Annotated in this window: 20 protein-coding genes and 1 pseudogene; 5 read left to right on the forward strand and 16 right to left on the reverse strand. The window is 41.6% G+C overall.

The window, feature by feature from the left end; genetic code table 11:
- Positions 1–10: 10 nt before the first annotated feature.
- The 4 genes from WKK05_RS11085 to WKK05_RS11100 all read right to left on the reverse strand — a co-directional run bounded on the left by WKK05_RS11085 (position 11) and on the right by WKK05_RS11100 (position 5,384).
- Positions 11–652 (reverse strand): HAD family hydrolase, encoded by a 642-nt coding sequence (locus tag WKK05_RS11085; protein ID WP_341529779.1) that lies wholly within the window; start codon positions 650–652, stop codon positions 11–13.
- Positions 653–784: 132 nt separating this feature from the next.
- The gene (locus WKK05_RS11090; RefSeq protein WP_341529780.1) at positions 785–1,795 is read right to left on the reverse strand and encodes an aldo/keto reductase; all 1,011 of its coding nucleotides are present in this window, start codon (positions 1,793–1,795) and stop codon (positions 785–787) included.
- Positions 1,796–1,857: 62 nt separating this feature from the next.
- Positions 1,858–3,201 carry a tetratricopeptide repeat protein gene (locus WKK05_RS11095; RefSeq protein ID WP_341529781.1) on the reverse strand — a complete coding sequence of 448 codons (1,344 nt, stop codon included), beginning with the start codon at positions 3,199–3,201 and terminating at the stop codon, positions 1,858–1,860.
- Positions 3,202–3,542: 341 nt separating this feature from the next.
- Positions 3,543–5,384, reverse strand: coding sequence for a vanadium-dependent haloperoxidase (locus tag WKK05_RS11100; protein ID WP_341529782.1), 1,842 nt, complete (start codon positions 5,382–5,384; stop codon positions 3,543–3,545).
- A gap of 338 nt (positions 5,385–5,722) precedes the next feature.
- Here WKK05_RS11100 and WKK05_RS11105 point away from each other — a divergent pair, with 338 nt between their 5' ends.
- Positions 5,723–5,926 carry a hypothetical protein gene (locus tag WKK05_RS11105; protein ID WP_341529783.1) on the forward strand — a complete coding sequence of 68 codons (204 nt, stop codon included), beginning with the start codon at positions 5,723–5,725 and terminating at the stop codon, positions 5,924–5,926.
- A gap of 108 nt (positions 5,927–6,034) precedes the next feature.
- On the opposite strand, the gene WKK05_RS11110 is transcribed toward WKK05_RS11105, so the two are convergent.
- The 10 genes from WKK05_RS11110 to WKK05_RS11155 form a co-directional block, all read right to left on the reverse strand.
- Complete coding sequence (locus WKK05_RS11110) at positions 6,035–7,354, reverse strand: MFS transporter (RefSeq protein ID WP_341529784.1); 1,320 nt, start codon at positions 7,352–7,354, stop codon at positions 6,035–6,037.
- A gap of 807 nt (positions 7,355–8,161) precedes the next feature.
- A complete protein-coding gene (gene namA / locus WKK05_RS11115) occupies positions 8,162–9,232 on the reverse strand; it encodes an NADPH dehydrogenase NamA (RefSeq protein ID WP_341529785.1) in 1,071 nt (356 codons plus the stop codon).
- A gap of 89 nt (positions 9,233–9,321) precedes the next feature.
- The gene (locus WKK05_RS11120; RefSeq protein ID WP_341529786.1) at positions 9,322–10,533 is read right to left on the reverse strand and encodes an MFS transporter; all 1,212 of its coding nucleotides are present in this window, start codon (positions 10,531–10,533) and stop codon (positions 9,322–9,324) included.
- Between the two features lie 395 nt (positions 10,534–10,928).
- Positions 10,929–11,123, reverse strand: coding sequence for a hypothetical protein (locus WKK05_RS11125; protein WP_341529787.1), 195 nt, complete (start codon positions 11,121–11,123; stop codon positions 10,929–10,931).
- A 370-nt stretch (positions 11,124–11,493) separates the two neighbouring features.
- Positions 11,494–11,754: a MetQ/NlpA family ABC transporter substrate-binding protein gene (locus WKK05_RS11130; RefSeq protein ID WP_341531065.1), complete on the reverse strand. Its 261-nt coding sequence runs from the start codon at positions 11,752–11,754 to the stop codon at positions 11,494–11,496.
- Positions 11,755–11,789: 35 nt separating this feature from the next.
- The gene (locus WKK05_RS11135) at positions 11,790–12,269 is read right to left on the reverse strand and encodes a methionine ABC transporter permease (protein ID WP_341531066.1); all 480 of its coding nucleotides are present in this window, start codon (positions 12,267–12,269) and stop codon (positions 11,790–11,792) included.
- Between the two features lie 184 nt (positions 12,270–12,453).
- Positions 12,454–12,849, reverse strand: a complete 396-nt coding sequence (locus WKK05_RS11140; RefSeq protein WP_341529788.1) for a ferredoxin family protein — start codon at positions 12,847–12,849, stop codon at positions 12,454–12,456.
- Complete coding sequence (locus tag WKK05_RS11145; protein ID WP_341529789.1) at positions 12,846–14,489, reverse strand: FAD-binding protein; 1,644 nt, start codon at positions 14,487–14,489, stop codon at positions 12,846–12,848. Before WKK05_RS11145 ends, WKK05_RS11140 begins: the two co-directional genes overlap by 4 nt.
- Positions 14,490–14,681: 192 nt before the next feature.
- Entirely contained in the window at positions 14,682–15,743 is a 1,062-nt protein-coding gene (locus WKK05_RS11150) for an LLM class flavin-dependent oxidoreductase (RefSeq protein ID WP_341529790.1), read from the reverse strand.
- Positions 15,744–16,069: 326 nt separating this feature from the next.
- A complete protein-coding gene (locus WKK05_RS11155) occupies positions 16,070–16,630 on the reverse strand; it encodes a DUF2808 domain-containing protein (protein ID WP_341529791.1) in 561 nt (186 codons plus the stop codon).
- Positions 16,631–17,745: 1,115 nt separating this feature from the next.
- Between WKK05_RS11155 and WKK05_RS11160 the strand changes: the two genes are divergently transcribed.
- On the forward strand, positions 17,746–19,680 hold the full coding sequence (locus WKK05_RS11160; RefSeq protein ID WP_341529792.1) for a transglycosylase domain-containing protein: 1,935 nt from the start codon (positions 17,746–17,748) through the stop codon (positions 19,678–19,680).
- 276 nt (positions 19,681–19,956) lie between these two features.
- Here the strand turns inward: WKK05_RS11160 and WKK05_RS11165 are convergent.
- Positions 19,957–21,138: pseudogene (locus WKK05_RS11165) on the reverse strand (ATP-binding protein); the annotation flags it as partial.
- A 63-nt stretch (positions 21,139–21,201) separates the two neighbouring features.
- Here WKK05_RS11165 and WKK05_RS11170 point away from each other — a divergent pair.
- Both WKK05_RS11170 and WKK05_RS11175 read left to right on the forward strand, forming a co-directional pair.
- The gene (locus WKK05_RS11170) at positions 21,202–21,702 is read left to right on the forward strand and encodes a helix-turn-helix domain-containing protein (protein WP_341524716.1); all 501 of its coding nucleotides are present in this window, start codon (positions 21,202–21,204) and stop codon (positions 21,700–21,702) included.
- A gap of 2 nt (positions 21,703–21,704) precedes the next feature.
- Positions 21,705–22,271 (forward strand): IS630 family transposase, encoded by a 567-nt coding sequence (locus WKK05_RS11175; RefSeq protein ID WP_341524715.1) that lies wholly within the window; start codon positions 21,705–21,707, stop codon positions 22,269–22,271.
- On the opposite strand, the gene WKK05_RS11180 is transcribed toward WKK05_RS11175, so the two are convergent.
- Positions 22,251–22,673, reverse strand: coding sequence for a GAF domain-containing protein (locus WKK05_RS11180; protein ID WP_341529793.1), 423 nt, complete (start codon positions 22,671–22,673; stop codon positions 22,251–22,253). The two genes, WKK05_RS11175 and WKK05_RS11180, sit on opposite strands and share 21 nt — an antisense overlap.
- A gap of 83 nt (positions 22,674–22,756) precedes the next feature.
- Between WKK05_RS11180 and WKK05_RS11185 the strand changes: the two genes are divergently transcribed.
- The gene (locus WKK05_RS11185) at positions 22,757–23,650 is read left to right on the forward strand and encodes a transposase family protein (RefSeq protein WP_341529794.1); all 894 of its coding nucleotides are present in this window, start codon (positions 22,757–22,759) and stop codon (positions 23,648–23,650) included.
- The last annotated feature ends 31 nt before the right edge of the window (positions 23,651–23,681 follow it).

The raw sequence follows: 23,681 nt of genomic DNA on the forward strand, positions 1-23,681 counted from the left end.
GGGCTAAAAACTAATAGTCTGACAGTAAACAAGGCAGTTGGTACATAGAGTCAAAGATAGGTATTGCAAATGACTGTAGTAAAGTAGCCTCACTTTGGTTGGTATACCCTAAGGCTTTCATATTAGCGGCAATAGCTGCACGCACACCCAAAACACTATCTTCTACAACAATGCAAGATGAAGGTTGAACTCCCATATTTTTAGCTGCATATAAGAATAAGTCAGGTGCTGGCTTCCAGCTTCCAATTTCATACGAGCTAAAGATACACCCTTCAAATCGAGGTAGTAGGTTAGTGACACGTAGAGCTAACTTAATTTTTTCCAGTGGCCCACTAGAAGCAACACATATAGGTAAATTAATTTTGTCTAAAGCCGCTTCTATTCCTTCCACAGGAAGTAGTTCACGCTCAAATGCTTCGGCAGTGCGGGTACGAAGCTGAGTCACAAAATCTTGCGGTAATTTCTGCTCAAGCCTTTGCTCAATAACAGCAACACAATCAGCCATTTTGCAACCCTTGAATAATAAAATGGCTTCTTCAAGTTCTAACACGAGTCCGAATTCTGCGACAAATTCGACAAGAACGCGATTACCCAATGTCTCGCTGTCTACCAACACTCCGTCACAGTTAAAAATAACTAGTTTTGTTTGCACTCCTAATTATTGATTCTTGATCAACTACCGATTATCACAAGCATTTTTTAAGGATTGGGGATTGGGCAGAATTAAAGAATTAGATTTCTCCCTTGTCCCCCTTGTCTCTTCACTCCCCATTCCCAAATATTGTTATGGGCGACTGGCGGAGGCACTTGGATACTGATGTCCTAAGATGGGATGGGGTTTGTAAGGTTCTTCAAGGAATTTCCGCTCTTCATCCGAAAGCTTCAAATCTACAGCTTCGACTGCTTCTTTGAGATGTTCTATCTTACTCGCGCCAATAATTGGAGCTGTTACACCTGGTTGATGTAAAAGCCACGCTAGAGCAATTTGTGTTGGTTTTACACCGCGTTTTTGTGCTAATTCTACGACGCGATCAACTATTTGAAAATCTGAATCTTGATAGTAGAGATTGTGAGCAAATTCATCTGTTTTTGCCCTTACTGTCTCGCCATAGGCTTGTTTTTCCCGATTCCCCGCTAAAAAGCCTCGTGCTAAAGGACTCCAAGGAATAATCCCAATTCCTTGGTCTAGGGATAAAGGTATTACTTCTCGTTCTTCTTCGCGATAAACCAAGTTGTAGTGGTTTTGTATGGAAACGAAGCGAGTCCAGCCGTGTTTGTCAGCTAGGTATAAAGCTTTGGCAAACTGCCATGCGTAAACACTTGAGATTCCCAAATAACGTACTTTACCTGATTTGACTACATCATGTAGCGCTTCTAGGGTTTCTTCAATTGGTGTTTCGTAGTCCCAACGGTGAATCTGATATAAATCTACGTAATCTGTCTGTAGCCGTTGCAATGAGGTATCGATGCTATCGAAAATATGTTTGCGAGACAGTCCCCGGTCATTGGGGCCATCACCTACTTTATTGTAGACTTTGGTAGCAATTACTACTTGATCTCTTTTAGCGAAATCTTTTAATGCCCGCCCTAAGATTTCTTCGCTGACACCCAAGGAATAAACATCAGCCGTATCAAAGAAATTAATCCCTAAATCCAAAGCTAGTTTGATAAATGGGCGGCTTTCTTCTTCTTCTAATACCCATTCTCGCCATTTACGAGAACCATAAGTCATAGTGCCTAGTGCAATGCGCGACACTTTCAGTCCACTTTTTCCAAGATTGACGTATGTTGTCATACTGTTTGCTCTACTTCTTGTTGCTTTATTCGATAATTTTGTGATAGTTCACGGGCTATTTGTTAGACTCGATTTGCTTCATCGGTGCGTCCTAGTTGGCTGTAGGCGTTAGCTAATTCTCGCTTAATTACAGGAATATTACTGCGAGAGGCGTTGCGCTTTTCTAGGACATTCAGTGCTTTGTGATACTCTCTGGTGTGAAGCAGGGCATCGAGATAAACTTGTTCAAATAAGTCTCGTTGAGCATGAGATCCACCGGTGGATTGCAAATCTGGTAATACTGGTTCTAGATAGGCGATCGCTTTTTGCCAATCACCACGTGCGTGAGCTGCCATACCCTTGCCCGCAGGTACTCCTACCTCTGCCCAAGTACGTCGGGCATAAGGTAATACTTTCTCGGCATGAAGTTGCATACTATCTAACAACTCAGATGCCCAATCTTCTTTACCACCTCGTACCAGTGCATAGATGTATTGCAGATCCAGGAATGCGAGGACGTGTTCGTGCAGTCGTGGTTGCAAATAGCTAGCTAGTTCCTGCCAGCGCAAACCGACATCTACACCACGCAACTCTAGCCGTAGCAGTAGTGAAATGGCATTGATTTGCTCCCGACCATTGTCTTTTTTGGCACGTCCCCAGATGCGCGTATCATATATTTCTAGTACTTTGGCAAAATTTTCTATATCTAGGTAATAAAGGGATGTATGCCACCAAAGATGTCCGTAAAAAGCGGAACTACCATCTTCCCAAGTATCACTGAGATTTTCCATTAAGGTAATTCCTTCTTCTAAGCGTCCTTGAGTTTCTAATACATGAGCAACGGCGTGGTGCGCCCAACGGTTATCTCGTTTTAGAGCGATCGCTTGTCGTCCAAATGCTTCTGCTTCTGCTAAACGATGACACTCTTCTAACCCGAAGGCTAGCATTCCATACATATACGGGTTATCTCGATTGGCGGCAAAAACTTTTTCGGCAATCCGCAGCATTCCCTGACTATTACCAGAATTTCTGTAGTGGTATTGCGCCAGATGCACTGAGGCTAAATCGCGAGGATAATCATCGGCGATCGCTTCATGATAGGCGATCGCTTGCTGAATATCGCGCTTTGCCCAAGCCTCAATTGCTGCAACGTAAAGTTTTTCGCGATTATTAGCGTGGGTGAGGTTTACTGTCGCCACGTTGAGATAAGATGATGCCTGAGTTAAAGCATTAGAACCACCAGCAAACAGATAAAAAGCGGCAACTTGAGCATTGGCGATCGCGCAGGTCGGATCTGCCTCAACTGCTTTGAGAATAACTTGGGCATCGTTACCGACACTCAATAATTGATCAACAAAGCTATCTATGGCATCTACCGCTGTTGACGAGTCGGTAGTAATTTCGAGTTGAGATAAATCTTTTAACATTGAATTTCCCAGAGCATTGCACAGTTACAAGTCTTACTTTGCAAAAGCCAGGTATTACAACAATTTTCAGGTTTATAGACTATGGTTATGATCAGCAGTGGTGTAGTTGAATCATATAAACAATTCCATCATCTACTGTATCTCAATCAGTTTACAGTAGAAATGATGATTAGATTAAGAATTTCGTAGGGACGCATCACTAACTGTGGACATTTACAGCGCGTTACGTCCCAAGGTCAACTGCCGAAAATCGGGTAACATCCTATCGTAGGGGCGCAAGGCCTTGCGCCCCTACTACAAATGTACAAATAATTTTGGATAATTTATTTTTTGGAAGTCCCTTAGACAGTAACTTTTGTACCGTCAAATTTGGTGAAGGTGAAACCGTTGAAACGTTCGTTATATCCTAGTCTTTCATCTCTGAGGATACTAATAGCAACTTCTTCTCCTAAAGCTAAAGCAGCTGAACCATCGGTGCGCCAATGAATACCGCCGTGTCCGCGACCAATAGCATAGTTAGTTGCCAGTTTGTTCAACTCCCCACCGACTGTTAGAGGCGGCCCACTGTAGGGGATCACCTTCGTCGGATCATTGGGATCAGGCACTACCGGATCAGGAATAACGAAGTTCTCGTCAAAGAACGCTTTCAGCAGTGTGACATTGACAGCGGCAGTAGCAGCAGCACCGCCAGTATAGGAGGAATGAGCCGGAGCGCCTTCTGGGTAAGCTTGGGGCAATAGATAGCTGCCAAATTTGCTAAAGGTCTGAGCCAAAGCTTGGGAATTCAAAACCTCAGAATTAATCGGATATTGAGTTTTATTGACAAGATTGTTGTAGACTAGCCCACCATAAGCTTCCGGGCGTAGAATGCGGTGTACATAATACTTCTGCCAGTATGATGCTCTGATCACACGTGAGCCAGCAAGACCGAGTAAGGCTTGTAAATGTCCCACTGCAAACGTTGCATTAGAACCCTGTTGAGTCTTTGAGTTGATATAAGGATTGCCCGGATTTAAAGGTGCGTTAATAGCACCGAGAATCAAGGAGGCTCCAAGGTAGGTAGGGCCACCGACATGGGCGTACTCGCCTAAGTCACGAACTGTGACTATGTAATGGTTTGTAGGGTCATACTGAATTAGTTTGCCTGAACTGCCTCCATTTTGGACAGTCAACCATTCCTCGAAATCGATGAGAAAGTCATTGCCAGGTAAAGCAGTACGAATCAATGGCGAAACTGATTGAGTTCCCCAAGGGATACTCCGCAACAGAAATTGTGAGATGTAAGGCCCGTCTAGAACTCCTGGTGGAATAACGTGTTTAGCTGTCTTACTTGAACCGTCAGACGGGTCGATGTAGGTGACGCTACCACGAAACAAGGTTCTAGGAGTGACAACACCATTCTGTTTTGGCCCTACGAATGCTGAAAGCTTGTTGAGGTCTTGGACTGCTGCCAAAACTTTCGGCTCGTCGGTGTTGTCCTCAAACTTAGAGAAAGGAACGTCACGTAGTAAAGCTTGCCAGTAGAGTTCGACTGCTTCAGCAGCCCTAGCTGCACTAGCGAGAGCTGGTGGTGGTGGAACTGCTATCTGTGCTGCATTAATCCCTTCCAGGCTGATTGCTAAAGGGCCTTGAGGATTGACCAGTTTCCGACTACCACCCAAAATTATATTTTCATAATCATCTGGGTTTTGCGTTAACAGTGCTTTAGTCAAAGAGTTGTATGCTTCTAATTTGACTTCACCCAGTTTGTCATGTGGTAGCGCCCTACTATCACTGCCGATTTTGTTCGGGTAAAGTTCCTCGTCACCATTAGTCGGATGTGGTGGAATAGGAATATTTCGTTCAAGCTTTGCTGCTTCAACACGCACTCGATAGGCTCTATCAACAAATCTTTCATAGTCGAACCGAGGCCTTTTTGGATAACGTCCTAAGAAGCGTCCGTCGATATCCTGGGCCTGAACAATATCCCCTTTCTTAGAGAAAGGTGAACCTAGAACTCCCGCAACAACGCTAGCGGTAGTGAACAAACTAGCGCGACCGAGAAATGCACGTCTACTAGCGCTATTACCCAAGAAGCGTTTGCTACGTGAGCTAGCTACTGGGGGTTGCTTTCCCTGAGCTATTTCGCTCTGTACTTGATTATCCTTTTCGGAACCTTGATGAGAATTGGGGTCTACTTGCATGAGATGTTCTCCACTGGACAAAAAAATACAAAAATCTGGCCATAAGTAAATGGTTGACTTAAAGCTTGAAAGACTTTGAGCCAAATACATTTGTGATAGCCAATACTAGAAAGCTTGTGTAGTTTTCATCAGTCTGATATGTTGCCGCTAAGGTTTAAGCATCGCTAGTAGCACAGCTAAAACCACTGCTTTCTTCCAGTTAGACTAAAATCTACTGTAAATCTATCGGATTACCGCCTTTAGTTGTTAAAACAGACTTTCTCACAAACAACCATGAAAATCAAGAGGTCTTTACCAAGTTGATACAAGATATCTCAGCCCTGTATTGGTGACGATATGTGTCAAGCAGAGAGAATGAGGCGATCGCTTTAAGACAATATGGAGAATTAGCCTCTTGGTGTCTTTCTACCTTGGTGGTGAAAAATCATTATTCTACTAAGACAGCAAAAATAAAATCTTGTCTGCCAAGAGTTGGTTTAATTTTTCTCCACAATATAAGACAATACGGTTCAGTTAAGTCTAGAACTCTTTGTCAAAGATAATTTTTTTAACGAACCACATTCGCGTAGCGTCTCGTTAGAGAAGGACGCAAAGGACACAAAGAGAAGAAAGAATTGCTTAACTGAACTGTATTGCAATATAAGAATGCCTTACCTTTGGCTTGATTGAGGAATTAACCCCATGTCTACATAAATTGGCTGTACTATCTTGCTGATAGTAGGCAGCTTTGTACTAAATAAGTAGGCTCCTAAAACACAACAAACACCGCCAAATAATAAAGAATTTGCTACACCCACTTGAGCAGCTAATCCTCCAAAAAATAAATTTCCAAAAGGCAGTATTCCTAAAAAACCTGTTGTAAATATACTAGTTACTCTACCTCTTTTATCTTCGTCTACGAGAATTAATTGCGTAAAGTTATTAATTGACGCTAGAGTTAAAGTGTTATTCATACCTATCATAAATATGAATAAGAGGCAAATTTCTAATTGAGTTGAGCGGGAAAAGACTATTAACGATAAACCGAGAGTTGCCGCAGACCACGCCATAACTTTTCCCAGTCCTATGATTTTTTTGCGTGAAATTAAATAAAGACCTGCAACTATAGAACCAAATGCTGAAGCTGTCATCAAAAATCCCATAGTCTCGGCATTACCTTTTAATATTTCTTTCACAAAAATAGGTATTAAATTTACATAGGTCATCGCCATAAAACAAATCAACATTTGCAACATTAATGCATATTTAATTGGTAAAAATTCGTATGCAAAAGTAAATCCTTCTTTCAGATTTTTCCAGATTTGCGGTTTTTGGGCTAATGAATTGCTAGGCAATGGCTTGATTCGGACAGTTAAGATAGCGGATAGCAAAGGTAAATAACTAATACTGTCAACTAAAAAGCATGAGGCTGCTCCAGAACGAGCAATCATTAAACCCCCAATCATCGGACTAACAAATTTAGCTGTATTAATTAAGAACGAATTGCTAGCCATTGCGCTATAAGTGTCTGCTTTTTTATCTACAAGTCTAGGAATAATCACCTGACGCGCTGGCAAATCGAAAGCTTTAACTATGCCTTGTAACATCCCGATGATAATAATCGAAGTTACATTAATTTGACCACTCAAAGTTAGAAAAGTTAGTGTAGATGATAATACAATAGAAACTAGCTGAGTAGTAAGTAAGACATATCTTAAGTTCCAGCGATCCAGTAATACTCCTGCTAAGGGTGTAATAATCAAGCCTAATGCTTGATTTGTAAATCCAGCTACACCAACTAACATAGCTGAATTTGTTAGTTGATAGACTAACCAAACTAAAGCAATTTGAGTCATCCAAGAGCCAAAAAAAGATAAGCTAGCTCCGATAAGATAACAAGACACATTTGCAGATTTAAGAGCAGGTGGAACTTCAAAAAAAACAAGCCTAAGTTTGTCTTTTTTAGAATTTTCTCTATTACTTGATAGCATTCTCATTTCCCTGGTTAAAAATTTTTATAATGCTGAAAGCTTTTCTCTTTTAAACTTTCCCTACATCTGGCAAAAGACATAGCGTTTTCAACTCCAGTGAGGTACAAAATAACCCCTTCCCCCTTGGTAAGCTACGGTGTACACACAAGTCTGAAATAGCTGATTAACCAAGGTTTTACCCCACCCTATCCCTACCCTTGGAAAGGGTAGGGAACTAGATTTCCTATAAGGGGGATGAAAGGGGGGTGCGCGATAGCGCAGGTGGGGTGTATTTTATGTGCCTAGTAATTGCTGTATATTTGCCAGCTATTTTATGTTTCTAATGAAGCTTTAGGGGATTTGCACATCACAGGCTATAAACTAGTGTTAGTAAAACTTACTATTAGTTTGCCATAAAGTTTGCACGCTTACTATTAGTTTAAAAAAATAGTGGCAGGATTGCCAGGCATTTATTTTAACGCGTCTGACTAAGTACTGAATATTAGTGCGTATGTTTTTACTCGAAGCCCTAGCGCGATCGCGTAGAAGTTGGAGTGTCTTGATAATACTAGTGTCTTTGTTGAAAAAAATATTGAATCACTAGGATACAAAGGGTTTTCATCCATCCTGATGTAGTAGAGTGACCGGGTTAATTTAGTGCATAAAACATCAAGACAATTTTCTTTTCTGTCTCTGTGTCGCGCCAGTTGCTACAACGGGGGGAACCCCCGCAACGCACTGGCTTCTCTGCGCCTCTGCGGTTTATTAATCCACTATTTTAATCCGGTCACGTCACTACACCTGTGTCTGATGTAGGGAGTTTATTAGTTATGACAACCAAGCGCGATCGTATTGAACAGGCCAGAGTTTATCGTGTCCTAACTGCTTGGCTGCTAGGTGTGGCCAATAAGGATTACGAAGTAGTTCGCGCCCTAACAGCACTATATCAGCTACTTCTGTGCTAATAATCTGGTCAGCTTGTTCGGGAGATGTAATTAAACCGACTGCTCCTGTAGGGATATTGGCTTCACGGCGGATGCGTTCGGCAAACTGAGTTTGATAACCTGGTTTGAGTGATACATTGATACCTGGGATAATTCCGCCTGATGAACTGTCTATTAAGTCAACACCTAGAGACTTGAGTTTGTCGCTTAAAGCGATACTTTGCTCTATGTCCCAGCCTTTGTCAACCCAATCAGTGGCGGAGATGCGTACCCACAGGGGATATGTTTCGGGCCAAACTTCTCGCACTCCTTGAACAACTTCTCTGAGTATACGAGTACGGTTTTCAAAGCTCCCACCATAATCATCCTGGCGTTGGTTAGAAAGAGGCGAGAGAAATTGGTGCAGTAAGTAACCGTGAGCAGCATGGATTTCTACTACTTTGAAGCCGGCTTGTAGAGAACGTTTGGCAGCTTGGACAAAGGCGTTAATAATCTGTTGAATTCCTTCGATACTGAGTGCTTCTGGTACTGGACTCTCTTTGCTGAAGGCGATCGCACTACTCGAAACCAATGGACGCCAACCTTCCTGAGATTCATCCAGCACTTTCCCGCCCTTACTCGGTTTGGCAGTGCTGGCCTTTCTGCCTGCATGAGCAAGTTGAATACCTGCAACAGCGCCAAAGTTATGAATTAACGCGGCAATCTTGGCTAAAGTTTCTATGTGTGCATCTGACCAAATTCCCAAATCTTGCGGACTAATGCGCCCACGAGGTTCTACTGCTGCTGCCTCTGTTAGCACTACACCCGCACCACCAACTGCACGAGAAGCTAGATGAACCAAGTGCCAATCGTTAGCATATCCATTTGTACTTGAATATTGGCACATCGGTGAAACGGCGATGCGGTTGCGAAAGGTAACTTCACGGATCTTGAATGGTTCAAATAGGTGAGGCATTAGTATTAATTCCTTCTCATGCTAGGGGGTTGGGGATAAGGGGATTGGGGATTGGGGATTGGGTACTGGGGACTCCTTAGCGCAACTTGTTAAATAGCTGTAGGTTTTCTGCTCCCTACGCTGAAGTGAGTAATGGATGCCACAATTAACAAAAAGAATCCGATCGCACAAACGCCATTCCATTGCCACAATGCCCAACTGTAAGTACCAAGAAAAGAGCCGAGTGCGCCACCGCTGTAATTTGTGACCATAAACACTGTGTTCAATCGGCTCTCAGCATTTGGAACCAAGCTATAGACGCGGATTTGGTTGGAGACGTAAGCAGTATGCATTCCTAAGTCCAGAACAAGCACCCCGAATGCGAGGCCTATAAGATGCTTTCCTGCTATCCAAAGTATGACAAAAGCTGAAAGGACAAGAGCAACGCCTATACCAACCAACATCCTGGGGCCTCGTTTGTCTACTAAGCGTCCAACGATAGGGGTAGTCAAGGCTCCAGCTATGCCAAGCAAGCCAAATAGGCCTGCAACTCGACTGTCGTAATTATAAATGGGTGATTCCAACAGAAAAATTAGGCTAACCCATACGGTATTAAAGGCTGCAAATATGAGTGCAATGTTGAGTGCTGATTCACGTAACACGGGCTGTTCGCGAACAAGTTGCACAAGACTCTGCATCAGTTGTTTGTACGATAGTGTAGATGCTGGCTCACTTGCTGGTATTCGCCCTTTGATAGCAAAAGCAAAAACAAGCATCACAGCAGCAGACATTAAGTATACGGCTCGCCAGCCCAGATAGTTGCCAATCACTCCACTAATTGTCCGCGCCAGAAGGACACTAAGAATCATACCGCTGAGTAACGCGCCGATCACTTTGCCTCGTTCTGAGGGATGTGTTAGCTGTGCAACTAGTGGCAGAACTAGATGTGCCACGATGCTACAGAAACCAAGTGCAAAGCTGGAGACAGACAACCAAACAAGATTAGGGGCTGTAGCTTCTGCCACTAAAGTGCAAGTCAGTAAGCCTAGCATACTAACAATTAACCAGCGACGTTCTATCTTGTCCCCTAAAGGAACTAACAAAAGTAACCCTACTGCATAGCCAACTTGAGTTAGAGTCGGAATAAATCCTACCTGCTGCACAGAGATATTTAAGCTGCGCCCCATATCTGCAAGCAGCGGCTGGTTGTAGTAGACATTTGCTACTGATAAACCGCAGGCGATCGCTAAAGTTAAAACAGTACTTCGCTGTGCCAGCATTTGGCTAGCAGTAGTTAGAGCGTTTTGCTCTTTAGAATCCATTATGACCAACCCAAAGTATGGAATAGTAACTTATGGTAGTTCTCAATTGCCTGCAAACCACTCTTACTAGAAATTGGTAATTCGTAATGACGCTCTCTACGAGACCAAGGCGTTGGCGGAGCTTTCGCTTTAGCGATACGCAGACTCGCTACCGCTACGCTAACGTAATTCGTAATTAATAGAAATTAGGATTTCTTTATATTTTGTCTCCCATCTCCTGCTTTCTGACTCGAATGTCACTAAGAAAACGTGAAACCTCGCGCTTGGCAGGGTGTTGGGGGTAGGGGGTAAGGTGTAGTGTTTAAGACAATTAAACTTTAGTTGCGTCAAGGAGTTCAACATTTTCTTAAATCCCTACACCCAAAAGCCAGTTATATCAAGGATTTACGCTTAACTTAGTGCCATTCCTTTCTGACTCTTTGCTCGGACTTTTCTCTGTCTTCTGACTCCTGACTCTGACATTCCCAAATATCACATTTTCCTTTTTCTTGATGGACTAATAACTCTAGATGCTCAGGTAATTTAGTTTTTTGCCATATTGACCAAATTTCCCCACAGAATAATTCTCTTTCAATATGTCCAGGAAACATTATTTTATTCTCCATATATGCGAGTATTTAGTTTTACTAAATGAACTTACGCAGGATACATATTTACTACAAAATTTTGGCTACTTTAGCTATTGTCTATGCAATTTTTGCATTATCTACAGTCTATATAAAAATAGAATGTACTTGTGCAAAAGCGCTTAAGTCAGCAAAAAGCTCATATCCACATTGTAGTTAATTTTTGAAATGCGTAACTCCAAGTAATTACTAGTTTATGAAAGATAAAATTGCAAGATTTTTATCTTTCGTAATTGATATTTTTACAGTCATCAAAACACAGGTATTAATCGCCTGCATACTGTTTATTGATAAAGTATCTCACTTGTTTATCAACAAATAATTTGTTCAATTTCTAAATTTTAGGTTCATTTTCTCTACCTTTTAATATGACTAATGCCAGAGTATATTTGTTATCTTTGGCTGTCTCCTGTCCCATAGTCTGCGGTTTTATTCCTGCTAGAGCAACAGTTTGAGATGAAGAAACAATAAAGTCTACATCGTTAATAGCTCGAACTACTTGTACTCCTTCTACTTCTTTGATTTGTAAATTTTGGGGATTCTCAGCAATATCTCTTTGGGTTACGAATTCTTTGCTATTTTCCTTAAGTATGATGTGTTTTCATAATTAAGTTTCTATTAAATAGAGAATTATCGTTTTCTCATCCGTTGTGCTAGTAAATCATCTAAAAACTGCATTATTTGCACTAAAGTAATCAACACTATGATTGTTGCAACCATCACTCCTACATCGAAATGTTGGTAGCCGTATTGAATTGCTAAATTGCCTAATCCACAGCCACCAACTGCCCCAGCCATTGCTGAGGAGTTTAGTAGACTCACGACAAGAATGGTCATACCGAGTACTAGTGATGGTAAAGCTTCTGGAATTAGGACTTTGAGAATAATTTGCCAGTAGTTACAACCCATTGCCTGGGCGGCTTTTATCAGTCTTTCATCAACTTCTAAAATACTGATTTCGGCAATACGACCAAAAAAGAGAATAGCAGCTAGAGTTAGGGAAACTAGTGCGGCTGTGCTACTGATGGAAGTATCGACGATTAATCGCGTTAGTGGGGTTAAAACTACCAGCAGAATAATAAAAGGAAGCGATCGCCCGGTATTGACAATCGTACCTAGGACATACGTTTGTTAAGGTCGCGCAGTAACTCAAGAATTGGTCGTGTAGTTTGCGGACTCGTGAACTTGGCGGGGTAAAGGGTAAGGGGTAAAGGTTTTAAATCCCTTCCCCTTTAACATGAACCCCTTTTCTCAGCCCTCACCTAACATTTTTAGGTTGGCGGACTACTAGTTCCTAGTTCTTTGTCTGAGACTGATTGCTCCAGGGTTGTATTCTGCCTTGAGCATCTGTAGGCAAACTACTGGTAAAGCCTCTAAACATTTGAGCCGACTGTTCTCTGAGTCCTGCTGGAATACCTCCGGGTTTCCAACCAACAGTTTCTCGATATCCGCCTAACAATCCTGCTTCTATGAGAGTCTCCTCGTCAACTGGGACAGACTCATCTGCTTGTGGAGCAACGAATAGAGCATCTACCGGACAATACAACTCGCACATAAAGCAAGTTTGGCAGTCGCTTTGACGGGCAATTCTCGGCGGCCCGTCTGGTACTTTGTCAAAGACGTTGGTAGGGCAAGCAGAAACGCAAATATTGCATTTAATGCAACGAGATTCACTAACTAATTCAATCACAGTGTTACTAACTCCCTATCCTTGATGGCATTTTTCAGTTTTTGAGGCTTCACCCAGACTTGATCTAAACCACCACTGACTAGACGGTGGTATTGGTTCGGGTCTTGTTCGGGATAGTCTAGATGTTTGTGCATTCCGCGAGTTTCTTTGCGTTCTAGGGCGCTAGCATACATCCAACGTGCTGTTGCTACCATTGCAGTGGCTTCCCTGGCTTGGACAGCTTGTTCTTCTGATACAGCCTCGCTATTACGAATTTCTTTCCACAAATCATCTAGACGACCGAGAGATTCTGTCAATCCTTTCTCGGTACGGAACATATTGCGATCGTAAGGGAATACTTCTGCTTGTACTCCTTTAATCACTTCTGATGGATTAAAGCTGCGGCGGCTAGTGTTACTAGTAGATATTGCCGCTTCTCCCAATCCTCGCACGGAGCGTTGATTGGCTTTCGTTCCGAGTTTTTGGGCATAAATAGCTGCTGCTTCACCTGCCCAATATCCAGAAGAGGTTGCCCAAGCGGCGTTATGACTACCACCACCGGTAAAGCCACCACAAATGAGTTCTCGTGTTGCCGCATCGCCAGCAGCATAGAGTCCTTTAACTGTGGTGGCGCAGGTTTCATCAACTATCCGAATGCCACCTGTACCACGCACAGTTCCCTCTAAACGCAGCGTCACGGGGAAGCGTTGGGTAAAGGGGTCGATCCCCATGCGATAAAAGGGTAGCAAGAAGTTGTGTTGCACAGTCCGCAACATCGCCTGAATTTCGGGAGTTGCTTTGTCTAGGCAAGCATAAACAGGTTGGGTGAGTAAAATACGGGCAATAATAGAGCGACCCTTTTGGGAACCTGCTCCTTCAATTTCTGTACCGTCTTCGTAATAGAAGGTTGCCCAGCGGTAGTAAGCTCCCTTAGTAACCGAGGAGAAAGCAGGTGATAGGGCATAAGCATTGGAGAACTCCATCCCTGACATTTCAGCCCCTGCCTCAGCTGCCATCAAGTAACCATCGCCTGTAAGGACGTTACAGCCAAGAGCTTTACTGAGGAAAGCACAGCCACCCGTAGCAATTACAACTGCTCCCGCTCTGACTGTCCATCGCTCTCCTGTTTGGCGGCGAATCCCTTTAGCACCAGCTACTGAACCTTGTGCGTCTACTAAGAGTTCTAAGGCTGGGCTGTGGTCAAGTATTTTCACCCCTGCCTTGGTAATCTTTTTCCGCATTAAGCGCATATAATCATGGGCTTGCTGAAGCGATCGCCGATGGGGATTACCTTCGTCATCCACTGGAAAAGGATAGCCCCAATCTGAGAGTTTATTGAGGTTAGTGTATGTTTGATCCAATACACGCTCCATCCAAGAGCGCTCTGAAAGGAAACCCCCCAAAGCTTCCCGGCTAGCCATCGCAGCTTCACGTTGCTGTGGATCTGGTGGAACGTACCAAACACCAGTACCAGAGGGTGCTGTTGCCCCACTTGTACCGCAGTAACCTTTATCCACAAGAACTACCCTTGCTCCTTGAGCAGCTGCATTCCAAGCCGCCCAAGTTGCAGAAGGCCCACCGCCTATGACTAGAACATCAGTCTCTAGTTCAAGAAAAGAAGTAGAACTATTACTTAACTCAGATTGATAAGCACTTACCATTATTTACATCTCCTAACTTATTGAACTGGGGATTGGGGATTGGGAATTGGGGACTGGGGGCTTCAATTCTTTTCCCTCTGCCTCCTGCTCCCCCTGTTACTGAGCGCAGTCGTAAAGCCTGCGGCACAGCTACGCTTAGGGCGCAGCTTCTCGTAGAGAAGTATGCTCCTCTGTCCTCCCGCCTAGCCCCCTTCATCCCCTTGCTGCCACAAGTTCTAAGGAACGAACTCGTGGCATTACTTCTTCGGAAAAACGCCTCATTTCAGTCGCGAAAGGCTGAAATTGCAGCATAAATGTACCGATTCCCACTCTGGTAAAGTCGGCTATGCGAGTTGCAATGGTGTCATAGCTACCGACTAAACCAGCAGCTGTGCCACCATTACTACCAACACCAGGGTACTTGGCCATGTTTTTGAACATGACTACTTCGGAATCGACTCCTTTGAGAAGCTCTGAGCGATCGTCTTGCGCTCCTATCATTGCCCTCAAGTTGTGATATTCCTCTTGAGCTTCTTCATCTGTGGGTCGAGCAATTACAAATGCTGACATGGCAAAGCCCAGAGCTTTGGGGCGAGAACGCGGTTGTTTGAGAACTTGGGCAATTGTTTCGCGGATTACTTCTATCGGACGACCATTGAGAAAAAATATATCTGCTTCTTTTGCTGCTAGTGTGTGCGCTGGTTCTGACTCGCCTCCCACATAGACACGCGGGTACGGATTTGCTACTGGACGAGGCCTGAAACTCAGATCATTGATCTGAAAGTAATCTCCTTGGAAGTTAACTCTCTCTTGGCTCCACAGAGCTTTCACTACTCTGATCCATTCGTCGGAATAGCGGTAACGCTCATCATGTGGAAGAAAAGATATACCTGCTTTCTCCATTTCTGGCTTGAACCAAGCACTTACCAAGTTGATCGCAAAACGCCCTCCACTAATTGCATCAATGCCTAATGCCATCTTTGCTAAAACTGCTGGATGGAAAAGTAGAGGCTTCACCGCAGCAATAATCTCAATTGAGTTGGTGGCTTCGGCAAGTGCTGCTGCTGCTGTCCAAGTTTCCAGCTGATCTAATTCTTGATTTCTGGGATTAATAATATGTTCTGCTATCAAAGTTGTAGTAAACCCGCACCGTTCAGCCAACTGAAGGAGATCCTTGGCTCGTGAGTAACTGGCGTTACGAGGTTCAAGAGGGTGGTTCATCACGCCGCAGTTACCGTAAACGGGAATCCAAATTCCGTAGCGTGGCTCAGACATAGCTTTCAAGAACCTTTGTTATAGACACTAAAAGTTTGCTTGCCACTAAATTTTGAGTTTATTGGGCAATCTATCTAATTTACCGCTAAAACTACGGTAACTTGACTGATTTGCCGTAGTTTATAGTTATGAGATTTACATAGATTTTGCTAAAAGACAAGAGGCTATTAAGATTTATTGATATTACGTAGTAAAGGCGATACTCTTTCAGAGTCACTTCGTTAACGCATCGGTGGCGAAAACTTTCTTCAAAAATAAAGGACAAGTATAATTCTTGTCCTCAATGGTTAAAATAACAGATTTTGCTTCAAATAACTTAGATGAAATTAATTGTCTGTACTTGGTGCATAAAATTGTAGGCGACCAATGCCGAGAAACTGACCAGCAGTTTTCTGCCCATAGGGAAAAGCTTTAACACCAAATAAATAGACGCCATCATAAAAGGGATTACGGTAAGTTCGCAGACCAATAGTAACTGTCTTACCCGGTGGCACAGGAGTGTCAAAAGATACTGTCACTGTTTGTTCTTTATCATTGCTGTTAACAGCTTTGAGTGCCAATTTTGCTCCTTGGTGGTTGCGTGTTCCTTCAAAAGCAAAAGTATCTTTTTGATTGAATTCAATATCTTCAGTACCGCGAATTTGGGTAAAGGTAACCTGTTGCAGTGGTTCCCCAGCAGTCGCTGGCACTTCCAAGGTGAAATAGTATGTTGTATCCGAAACGCTTGTATCAACGTATGGGGTGCTGGCACTAACCAAACGAGGTGGTTGGACAAAAGCGATCGTGCCATCACCTAAAGTAACTGCATTGGCTATCGATTGAGGTAATGAACTCAGCCCAGCACTAACAACAAATAAAGCGCTAAATAAACCAGTAGTATACTTCATCTTTATATTTACACCTCGACGTTTTTTCTAGATTTATATCATTTGATTTTTACTTCAAATTTTCATGGCAAAGCTTGAGCAAATAAATTACTCCAGCCCTGTTAGTCAGCGAATTTAATCAAGTTTGCTAGCTACTTTTTAGCAAATTGTGTTGTAATTCTAGCACGTGATTTTAAAGTTGTTCAGGTAGAAAAAACAGATATTTAAATCCAAATTTAACCTTTAATATTTGCGAGATTTTTATTAATAAATACACTCAAAAGTCGATAACTTTACCGGCCTTTCGAACTGTGCAAATATCTAAAACTCCATGTATTTACCGTAGTTTAGATACTTTTATACTGCTATAACTTGGTAAGCATACCGTAGTTTGTAATACTAAACTTTCTAGTTTCGTAATTAAGGCTAATCCCGCATCCGATGTTACAGCCCACTCTTTAAATTAACTATGATTGAAGATGGCTATTCTCCTTCAAATGTGAATTGCTCTGGTATACAATCTGTATTACTTTAGCTCATGCTTTAAAACGCTGGAATTCTTTCTCTATATACATTTTGCCAGTTGTTGATTACTCTTTTGTCAAGCTTCGTGAGAAATTAGCGTAATCTATCTTTTATCAGATGATAATCTTTTCAGAATCATCACAATAGATAGATATAGCTGATATAGAAGACAAAATATTCAGCATTTAGGGATATCTTTAACTGCCATAATTGTCTTAAGTAATTATGTGGCGGTATTTTATTCAAATTTTCAAGCTCTAACTTGAAACTATAACTTCTTTCAAGGAAGTATTTTTCAGCACCATACTCTTCAAAACCCTAAAATTCGCGATTGAATCGACAATGATATAGGAAAAACCTCATTTAATGAGGCTTTTATCCTTATACACAAAAAGTCATCGTTTAGGGTTTAGTTAGATTTTCGGCTTTTCAATTGTTATCTAAGGATAAATACATAGGATATAGGCAATACCAGTGCAATCTTATTATTAGTTATTTTCTACAGCCTACCCAAAGTTAGATTAATTATATTGGCAAGCAATTTTTTAACTTTCGTAACTATCAAAGTTTCGTTGAATAAATTGTAGTTATATTGAACAAGCGTAATTGCCATGTCTTCATCAAACATTTTTGAACAGCAGAAGGCAGAAACTCATACTTCTCCTAGCTTCGAGTTTTGGAGACAAGTAGGCCTAATCACTGGTGGCACTCTCTTATCAATCAGTATGCTGACAAGTTCTGTTGTGGCTGGAGGGCTGATTGGTTTAGCCATTAGTTTCCGCAACTTGCCAGATGCCAGACAAATACGAAACTTTTTACCCCCAGAAACAACTTACATTTACGACATCAAAGGCAAACCCTTATTCGGTATACACGGTGAAGCCAATAGAAAAGTCGTACCGTTAGATAAAATTTCCCCAAATTTAAAACGAGCAGTATTAGCCAGTGAAGATAGTTATTTTTACAACCACCCAGGTATTGATCCTGGCGGTATCGGACGTGCTGCGTTAGTTAACTGGATGGCAGGTGGCGTGCAAGAGGGAGGTTCTACAATCACCATGCAACTGGTGAAAAATCTATTTTTATCTCACAAGCGTGCTTTGACGCGCAAAGTAGCAGAAGCGGTACTAGCAATTCGTGTAGAGCAAATTCTTAGTAAAAATCGGATTTTAGAAATGTACCTCAATCAAGTTTATTGGGGACATAATAACTATGGTGTGGAAACCGCAGCACGCACTTACTTTGACAAATCAGCAGAAAATTTGACTTTGGGCGAGTCAGCAATGATGGCGGGTTTAATTCAGGGCCCAGAAGAATTTAGCCCTTTTGTGAATATAAATTTGTCCAAGCAAAAACAAAAAGTAGTGCTGGCAAGGATGCTGAAATTGAAATGGATTACCCAGCAAGAGCATGATAGCGCCATTAACCAAGAAATTAAGCTTGGTAAAATCACGTCATTTCAGGCTAGTACCCATCCTTATGTCACCAATACTGTGGCACAAGAACTGATTAAAAAGTTTGGGCGTGACGCAGTACTCAAAGGCGGAATGCAGGTGCAAACCACGGTAGATGCAGACTTTCAAATGATGGCAGAAGAAACCATCAGAAAGTGGCATAAAACCCTTGAAAGTCAAGGGTTAGATAAAAATCAAATCGCTTTAGTGGCAATTGATCCACGCACACATTTTATAAAAGCACTAGTGGGTGGTGTAGACTCGAAAGCTAGCGAATTTAACCGGGCAACTCAAGCGCTGCGTCAGCCTGGTTCTGCCTTTAAACCTTTTGTTTACTATACTGCTTTTGCTAGCGGTAAGTTTACACCAGAGACAACGGTGGTTGATGCCCCAGTCAGCTACAGAGATGGTGATAATTGGTACTCTCCACGCAACTATGATAATAGCTTTAAGGGTGCAATACCGATTCGTACTGCCTTAGCGCTGTCCCGTAATGTCCCTGCTGTTAAGATAGGTAAAGCTATAGGAGTAAATAAAGTCATCGCAACTTGCCGCACCTTGGGAATTATGAGTCCGATGGAACCTGTGAGTTCTTTGCCATTAGGTGCTATCGGTATTACACCATTGGAAATAGCTAGTGCTTATGCGACTTTTGCTAATTATGGCTGGCAATCGCCCCCAACGCTCATCGCTCGTGTGACTGACAGCAGTGGCAATGTCTTACTGGATAATACCCCTAAACCTAGTCTAGTTCTTGACCCTTGGGCGTCAGCCACAATTTTAGATGTGATGCAAACGGTAGTTAAAGAAGGAACTGGGAGAGGTGCAGCTATAGATCGTCCAGTTGCTGGCAAGACTGGGACAACTTCTTCGGAAAAGGATATTTGGTTTATTGGTTCAGTACCACAATTAACAACTGCCATCTGGGTAGGGAGAGACGACAACACACAATTAGCTCACGGTGCGACAGGTGGAGGTATGGTTACTCCCATCTGGCGCGATTTTATGCAAAAAGCTCTTAAAAACGTACCAATACAGAATTTCAAAACGCCTTCTAAGTTTTCTCGACCGAAGCCAGTTAAAAATAAGTAACTAGACATAATTAAACTGAAGATGCTTTGTAGTTTGTAGTTACGCTTTAGCGCTAAAGCGTAACTACAAGCTTTAATTTATTTGTGTCTAGCTACTTATTAAAAATTAAGTATTAGATAAAATAGCACATTTGTTAAGCTCGACTTTACTCATTTTCATAGAACGCGATCGCCTGTTAGTCTTAGCTTTGCGTATGGGTATAAGTCTGTAGTGTCCGATTGGTTAATGATAGTAGAGTAAATTGGTTATCAGTATAAATTCACAGTCTCCACTAAGTTAACCCAGAGCCTGGGCCAAAATCGGTAAGGTGATGATAAATTCAGTTCCCTCACCGGGTGTAGAATTCACAGTTAGCAAACCGTTGTGTTTTTCTTTGACTATTTGATGAGCGATCGCCAATCCTAAACCTGTTCCTTTGCCAACCGCTTTAGTAGTAAATAAATGGTCAAATATTTTTTGTTTGACTTGTTCGCTCATCCCCATGCCATTATCAGCAATAGCAACTTGAATTTGGTGAGTTTTGACTGTGGTTTTAATGATAATGCGGTTGGGATTGGCTTTAATTTCGTCAAAAGTGCAGCCCTTGTTCGAGTCTTCTAATGTGTCAATTGCATTCGCCAAAATATTCATGAATACCTGATTTAATTGACCAGGAAAACATTCAATTTGGGGCAAATTTCCATACTCAGCTATCACATCAATAGCAGGGCGTTGTTCGTTGGCTTTGAGGCGATGTTTGAGAATTAAAATTGTACTATCAATCCCCTCATGGATATTAAACAGAACTTTGTAATCTTTATCGGCGCGGGAAAAAGTCCGTAAACTAGTGCTGATATTTTTGAGGCGATCGCACGCCATCGTCATGGAATCAATTATCTTGGGTAAATCTTCTAAATTATAATCCAAGTCAATCTCTTCGGCATGGTCTTTGATTTCATTATGGGGATTAGGTAGACTTTCCTGATATAGTTTCAAGTGTTCAACAATATCTGCAAGAGTAGGTTTAGCTTGTTGGAGGCTGGCAGAAATAAAACCCAAAGGATTATTCATTTCATGAGCTACGCCTGCTACTAAATTACCTAATGTCGACATTTTCTCACCCTGAACAATTTGTAATTGAGCCTGTTGTAAATCTTGTAAGGTTTGTTCTAATTCTTGTGACCGTTGGTTGACTTGATACTCTGACTGCTTCAGGGCAACTTCCCCTTGATTTCGCGCAATCCAGATGGCGATTCCACTAGCAACTGATGCAAGTGCTTCCAAGGTGTCTTCCATTAGTCGCTGTCGAGAAAATATCGCAACTACTCCTAGTAATTGATTGTTAAATATTAATGGATAGCCTGCAAATGCCTGCATTCCCTCACGTTTTGCCCATTCTTTGTCACCAATACGAGGATCAGTCATAACATTATTGGTTAAATGGGGAAGGCGTTCTTCAGCAATTAAGCCAATCTTATACCAATTCTCTGAAATAAGGCTACAGATGAGATAATAAGATGAAACTAGATACAAAGATGAACAATGTCAGGGGTATATCAACTAGAAATTAAAGAGACTGTCGCAGAACTCAAAGATTTACTGGCAATACAAAAAACTGCGACGGCTAAAGAAAGAGTGCAGCTACTATATTTACTCAAAACAGGGCATGGTCAAACAATTTCTCAAACCGCAGAAATTATTGGTCGAAATCGAGTGACCCTACACAAGTGGATTCGACAGTACAAAGCAGGCGGTATTGAAGGACTATTAAAACAAAAATCTTCGCCAGGAAGACCAAGAACCATCCCAAACTGGGCAGAAAAAGCATTAGAGAAAAGATTGCAAGAACCACTTGGATTTAATGGTTATCAAGAAATTGTAGAGTGGCTAGAACAAAACTTGGGAGTCAATTCTTGCTACAAGACAGTTCACAAACTGGTTTATTACCGTTTGGAGTCATCGCCAAAAGTACCACGCCCCAAAAGCGTTGAACAAAAACAACCACAAGTAGAGGCATTTAAAAAAACCTTGCACACAACTTAGCAATGCTGTCTTGGTTTTGCTTAACAGTTTTATGCACAACGAAAACGATTCGTTTTTGGTGCGAGGACGAAACTCGAATTGGATTGAAAACAATCACAGGACGGAAAATCACAGGCAAGGGTGTCAAACCCGTTGGTGTACACCAGTGGCAGTTCAAAGCAACATATTTATATGGAATCATCGAACCACTGACTGGCGAAAGCTTTTTTTGGGAATTTTCACATCTTAATACTGACTGTTTTCAGATATTCCTCAATCTAATTTCTCAACATTTTACTGATTCAGTACTAATTATTCAACTGGATAATGGTGCCTTTCATAAAGCCAAACGTCTTCAAGTACCAGATAACATCATTTTATTATTTCAGCCTGCACATTCTCCCGAGTTAAACCCAATTGAGCAGGTTTGGCAATATATTAAGCGCCGACTGCGTTGGTTATTACCTAAAAAACTTGATGATTTACGTACTGCTCTCTACGCTGAAATTGGGAAATTAACCAAACAAATTATTGTATCTATTGCCCGAAGACAATATATTTTAGAGGCACTATCTGTAGCTAGCTTTTAGAGAATTGGTATTAAATTTCCCGATGGGGACTCGACTATGTGCGCCATCAATATGTGTATATAAACCTGCACTGGCTTGTAGTTCGAGCATATTTTCTGCTGGATTCACTGTCCAAATTCGAGCAAAAGCAGCATCAAGATGTTTCACAATGATTTGTGTACAAGTTTGTAACATCTCTGTCAAACCAGTGCTACGAATTAATGAAGAGTCAATTTCTGCTCGAAATGATAAAATATTTGCCTTTAACTCTAGGGCTTGGAATCTCTCTTTCTCAAGTTGATAAAGTCTGGCATTTTCTAGGGAAATGGCAGCCTGAACGCAGAGAAAAGTCGTAATCAACAAGCGATCGCTAGTAAATACTCCGGAAGTTAAACTATTTTCTAAGTAAAGAATTCCTACCAAATAAACTTGTCCGAAATATTAACTTAGGAAAAGAAAAATGGTAAAACGTTAGATTGGGCGTCTACCATTTTCCACAATTAGTTATGATTTTAGATTATATACAAAAGTATCCACTACGAACAAAACAGATTTTAGGGATTAGTTACGAACAATTGCAATCACTGCTAAATTGCGCCTTAAAACGAAATCGATACATCAAAGCTAAACAAGAGAGTCATAAAATTAGAATTAATGCGGCTGGTGGTGGTCGTCCCGAAAAGTTATCAACCGAAGAACAAGTATGTTTATGTCTATTTTATCTAAGACAGATGCCAACATTCCAAGTATTAGGAATGCTATTTGGTGTTTCCAAAACCGAAGCTAATGATACATTTCACGACTGGATACCAATTCCTCGTGATATATTACCTGCTAGTTTATTAGAACAAGTATCAAATAATGAAAGTGATTTACTATTTGTTCAAGAAGTATTAACAAATTTTAGGCTATTAGTCGATAGCTTAGAACAGCCAATATATAGGGATTCTGACCAAAAAGAGCAACAGAAATATTTTTCTGGAAAGAAGAGACAACATACATTAAAAAGTCTGATAATTGGCATACCAGAAGGCAAAGATATTGTAGAGGTAGAAGTAGGTGTTCCTGGGCCAACAGCAGATATAAAATTGTTTCGTCAATCTCAAAATAAATTTGATAAATCTCAACCCTTTTCAGGTGATAAAGGCTTTCAAGGAGGTGAGAATATCACTACTCCTCATAAAAAGAAACCAAAACGAGAATTAACTCAACAGCAAAAAGATGAAAATAAGGCTTTATCTAGTAATCGGATATTCATTGAACATTTGATTCGATTACTTAAAATATTCCGCATAGCCTCACAAAGATTTCGCTTAAAGCTTGAGACGTATGAGCAGATTATTTTAACAGTTTGCGGATTAGTTAGGTTAAGAATTGGTAGCTTAGTTCTGCCAACTTAGCTAGTAGCAAAAATCATAAATTTTTAGAAAT

Origin of the sequence: Nostoc sp. UHCC 0302, assembly GCF_038096175.1 — a bacterium.
Taxonomy (GTDB): domain Bacteria; phylum Cyanobacteriota; class Cyanobacteriia; order Cyanobacteriales; family Nostocaceae; genus UHCC-0302.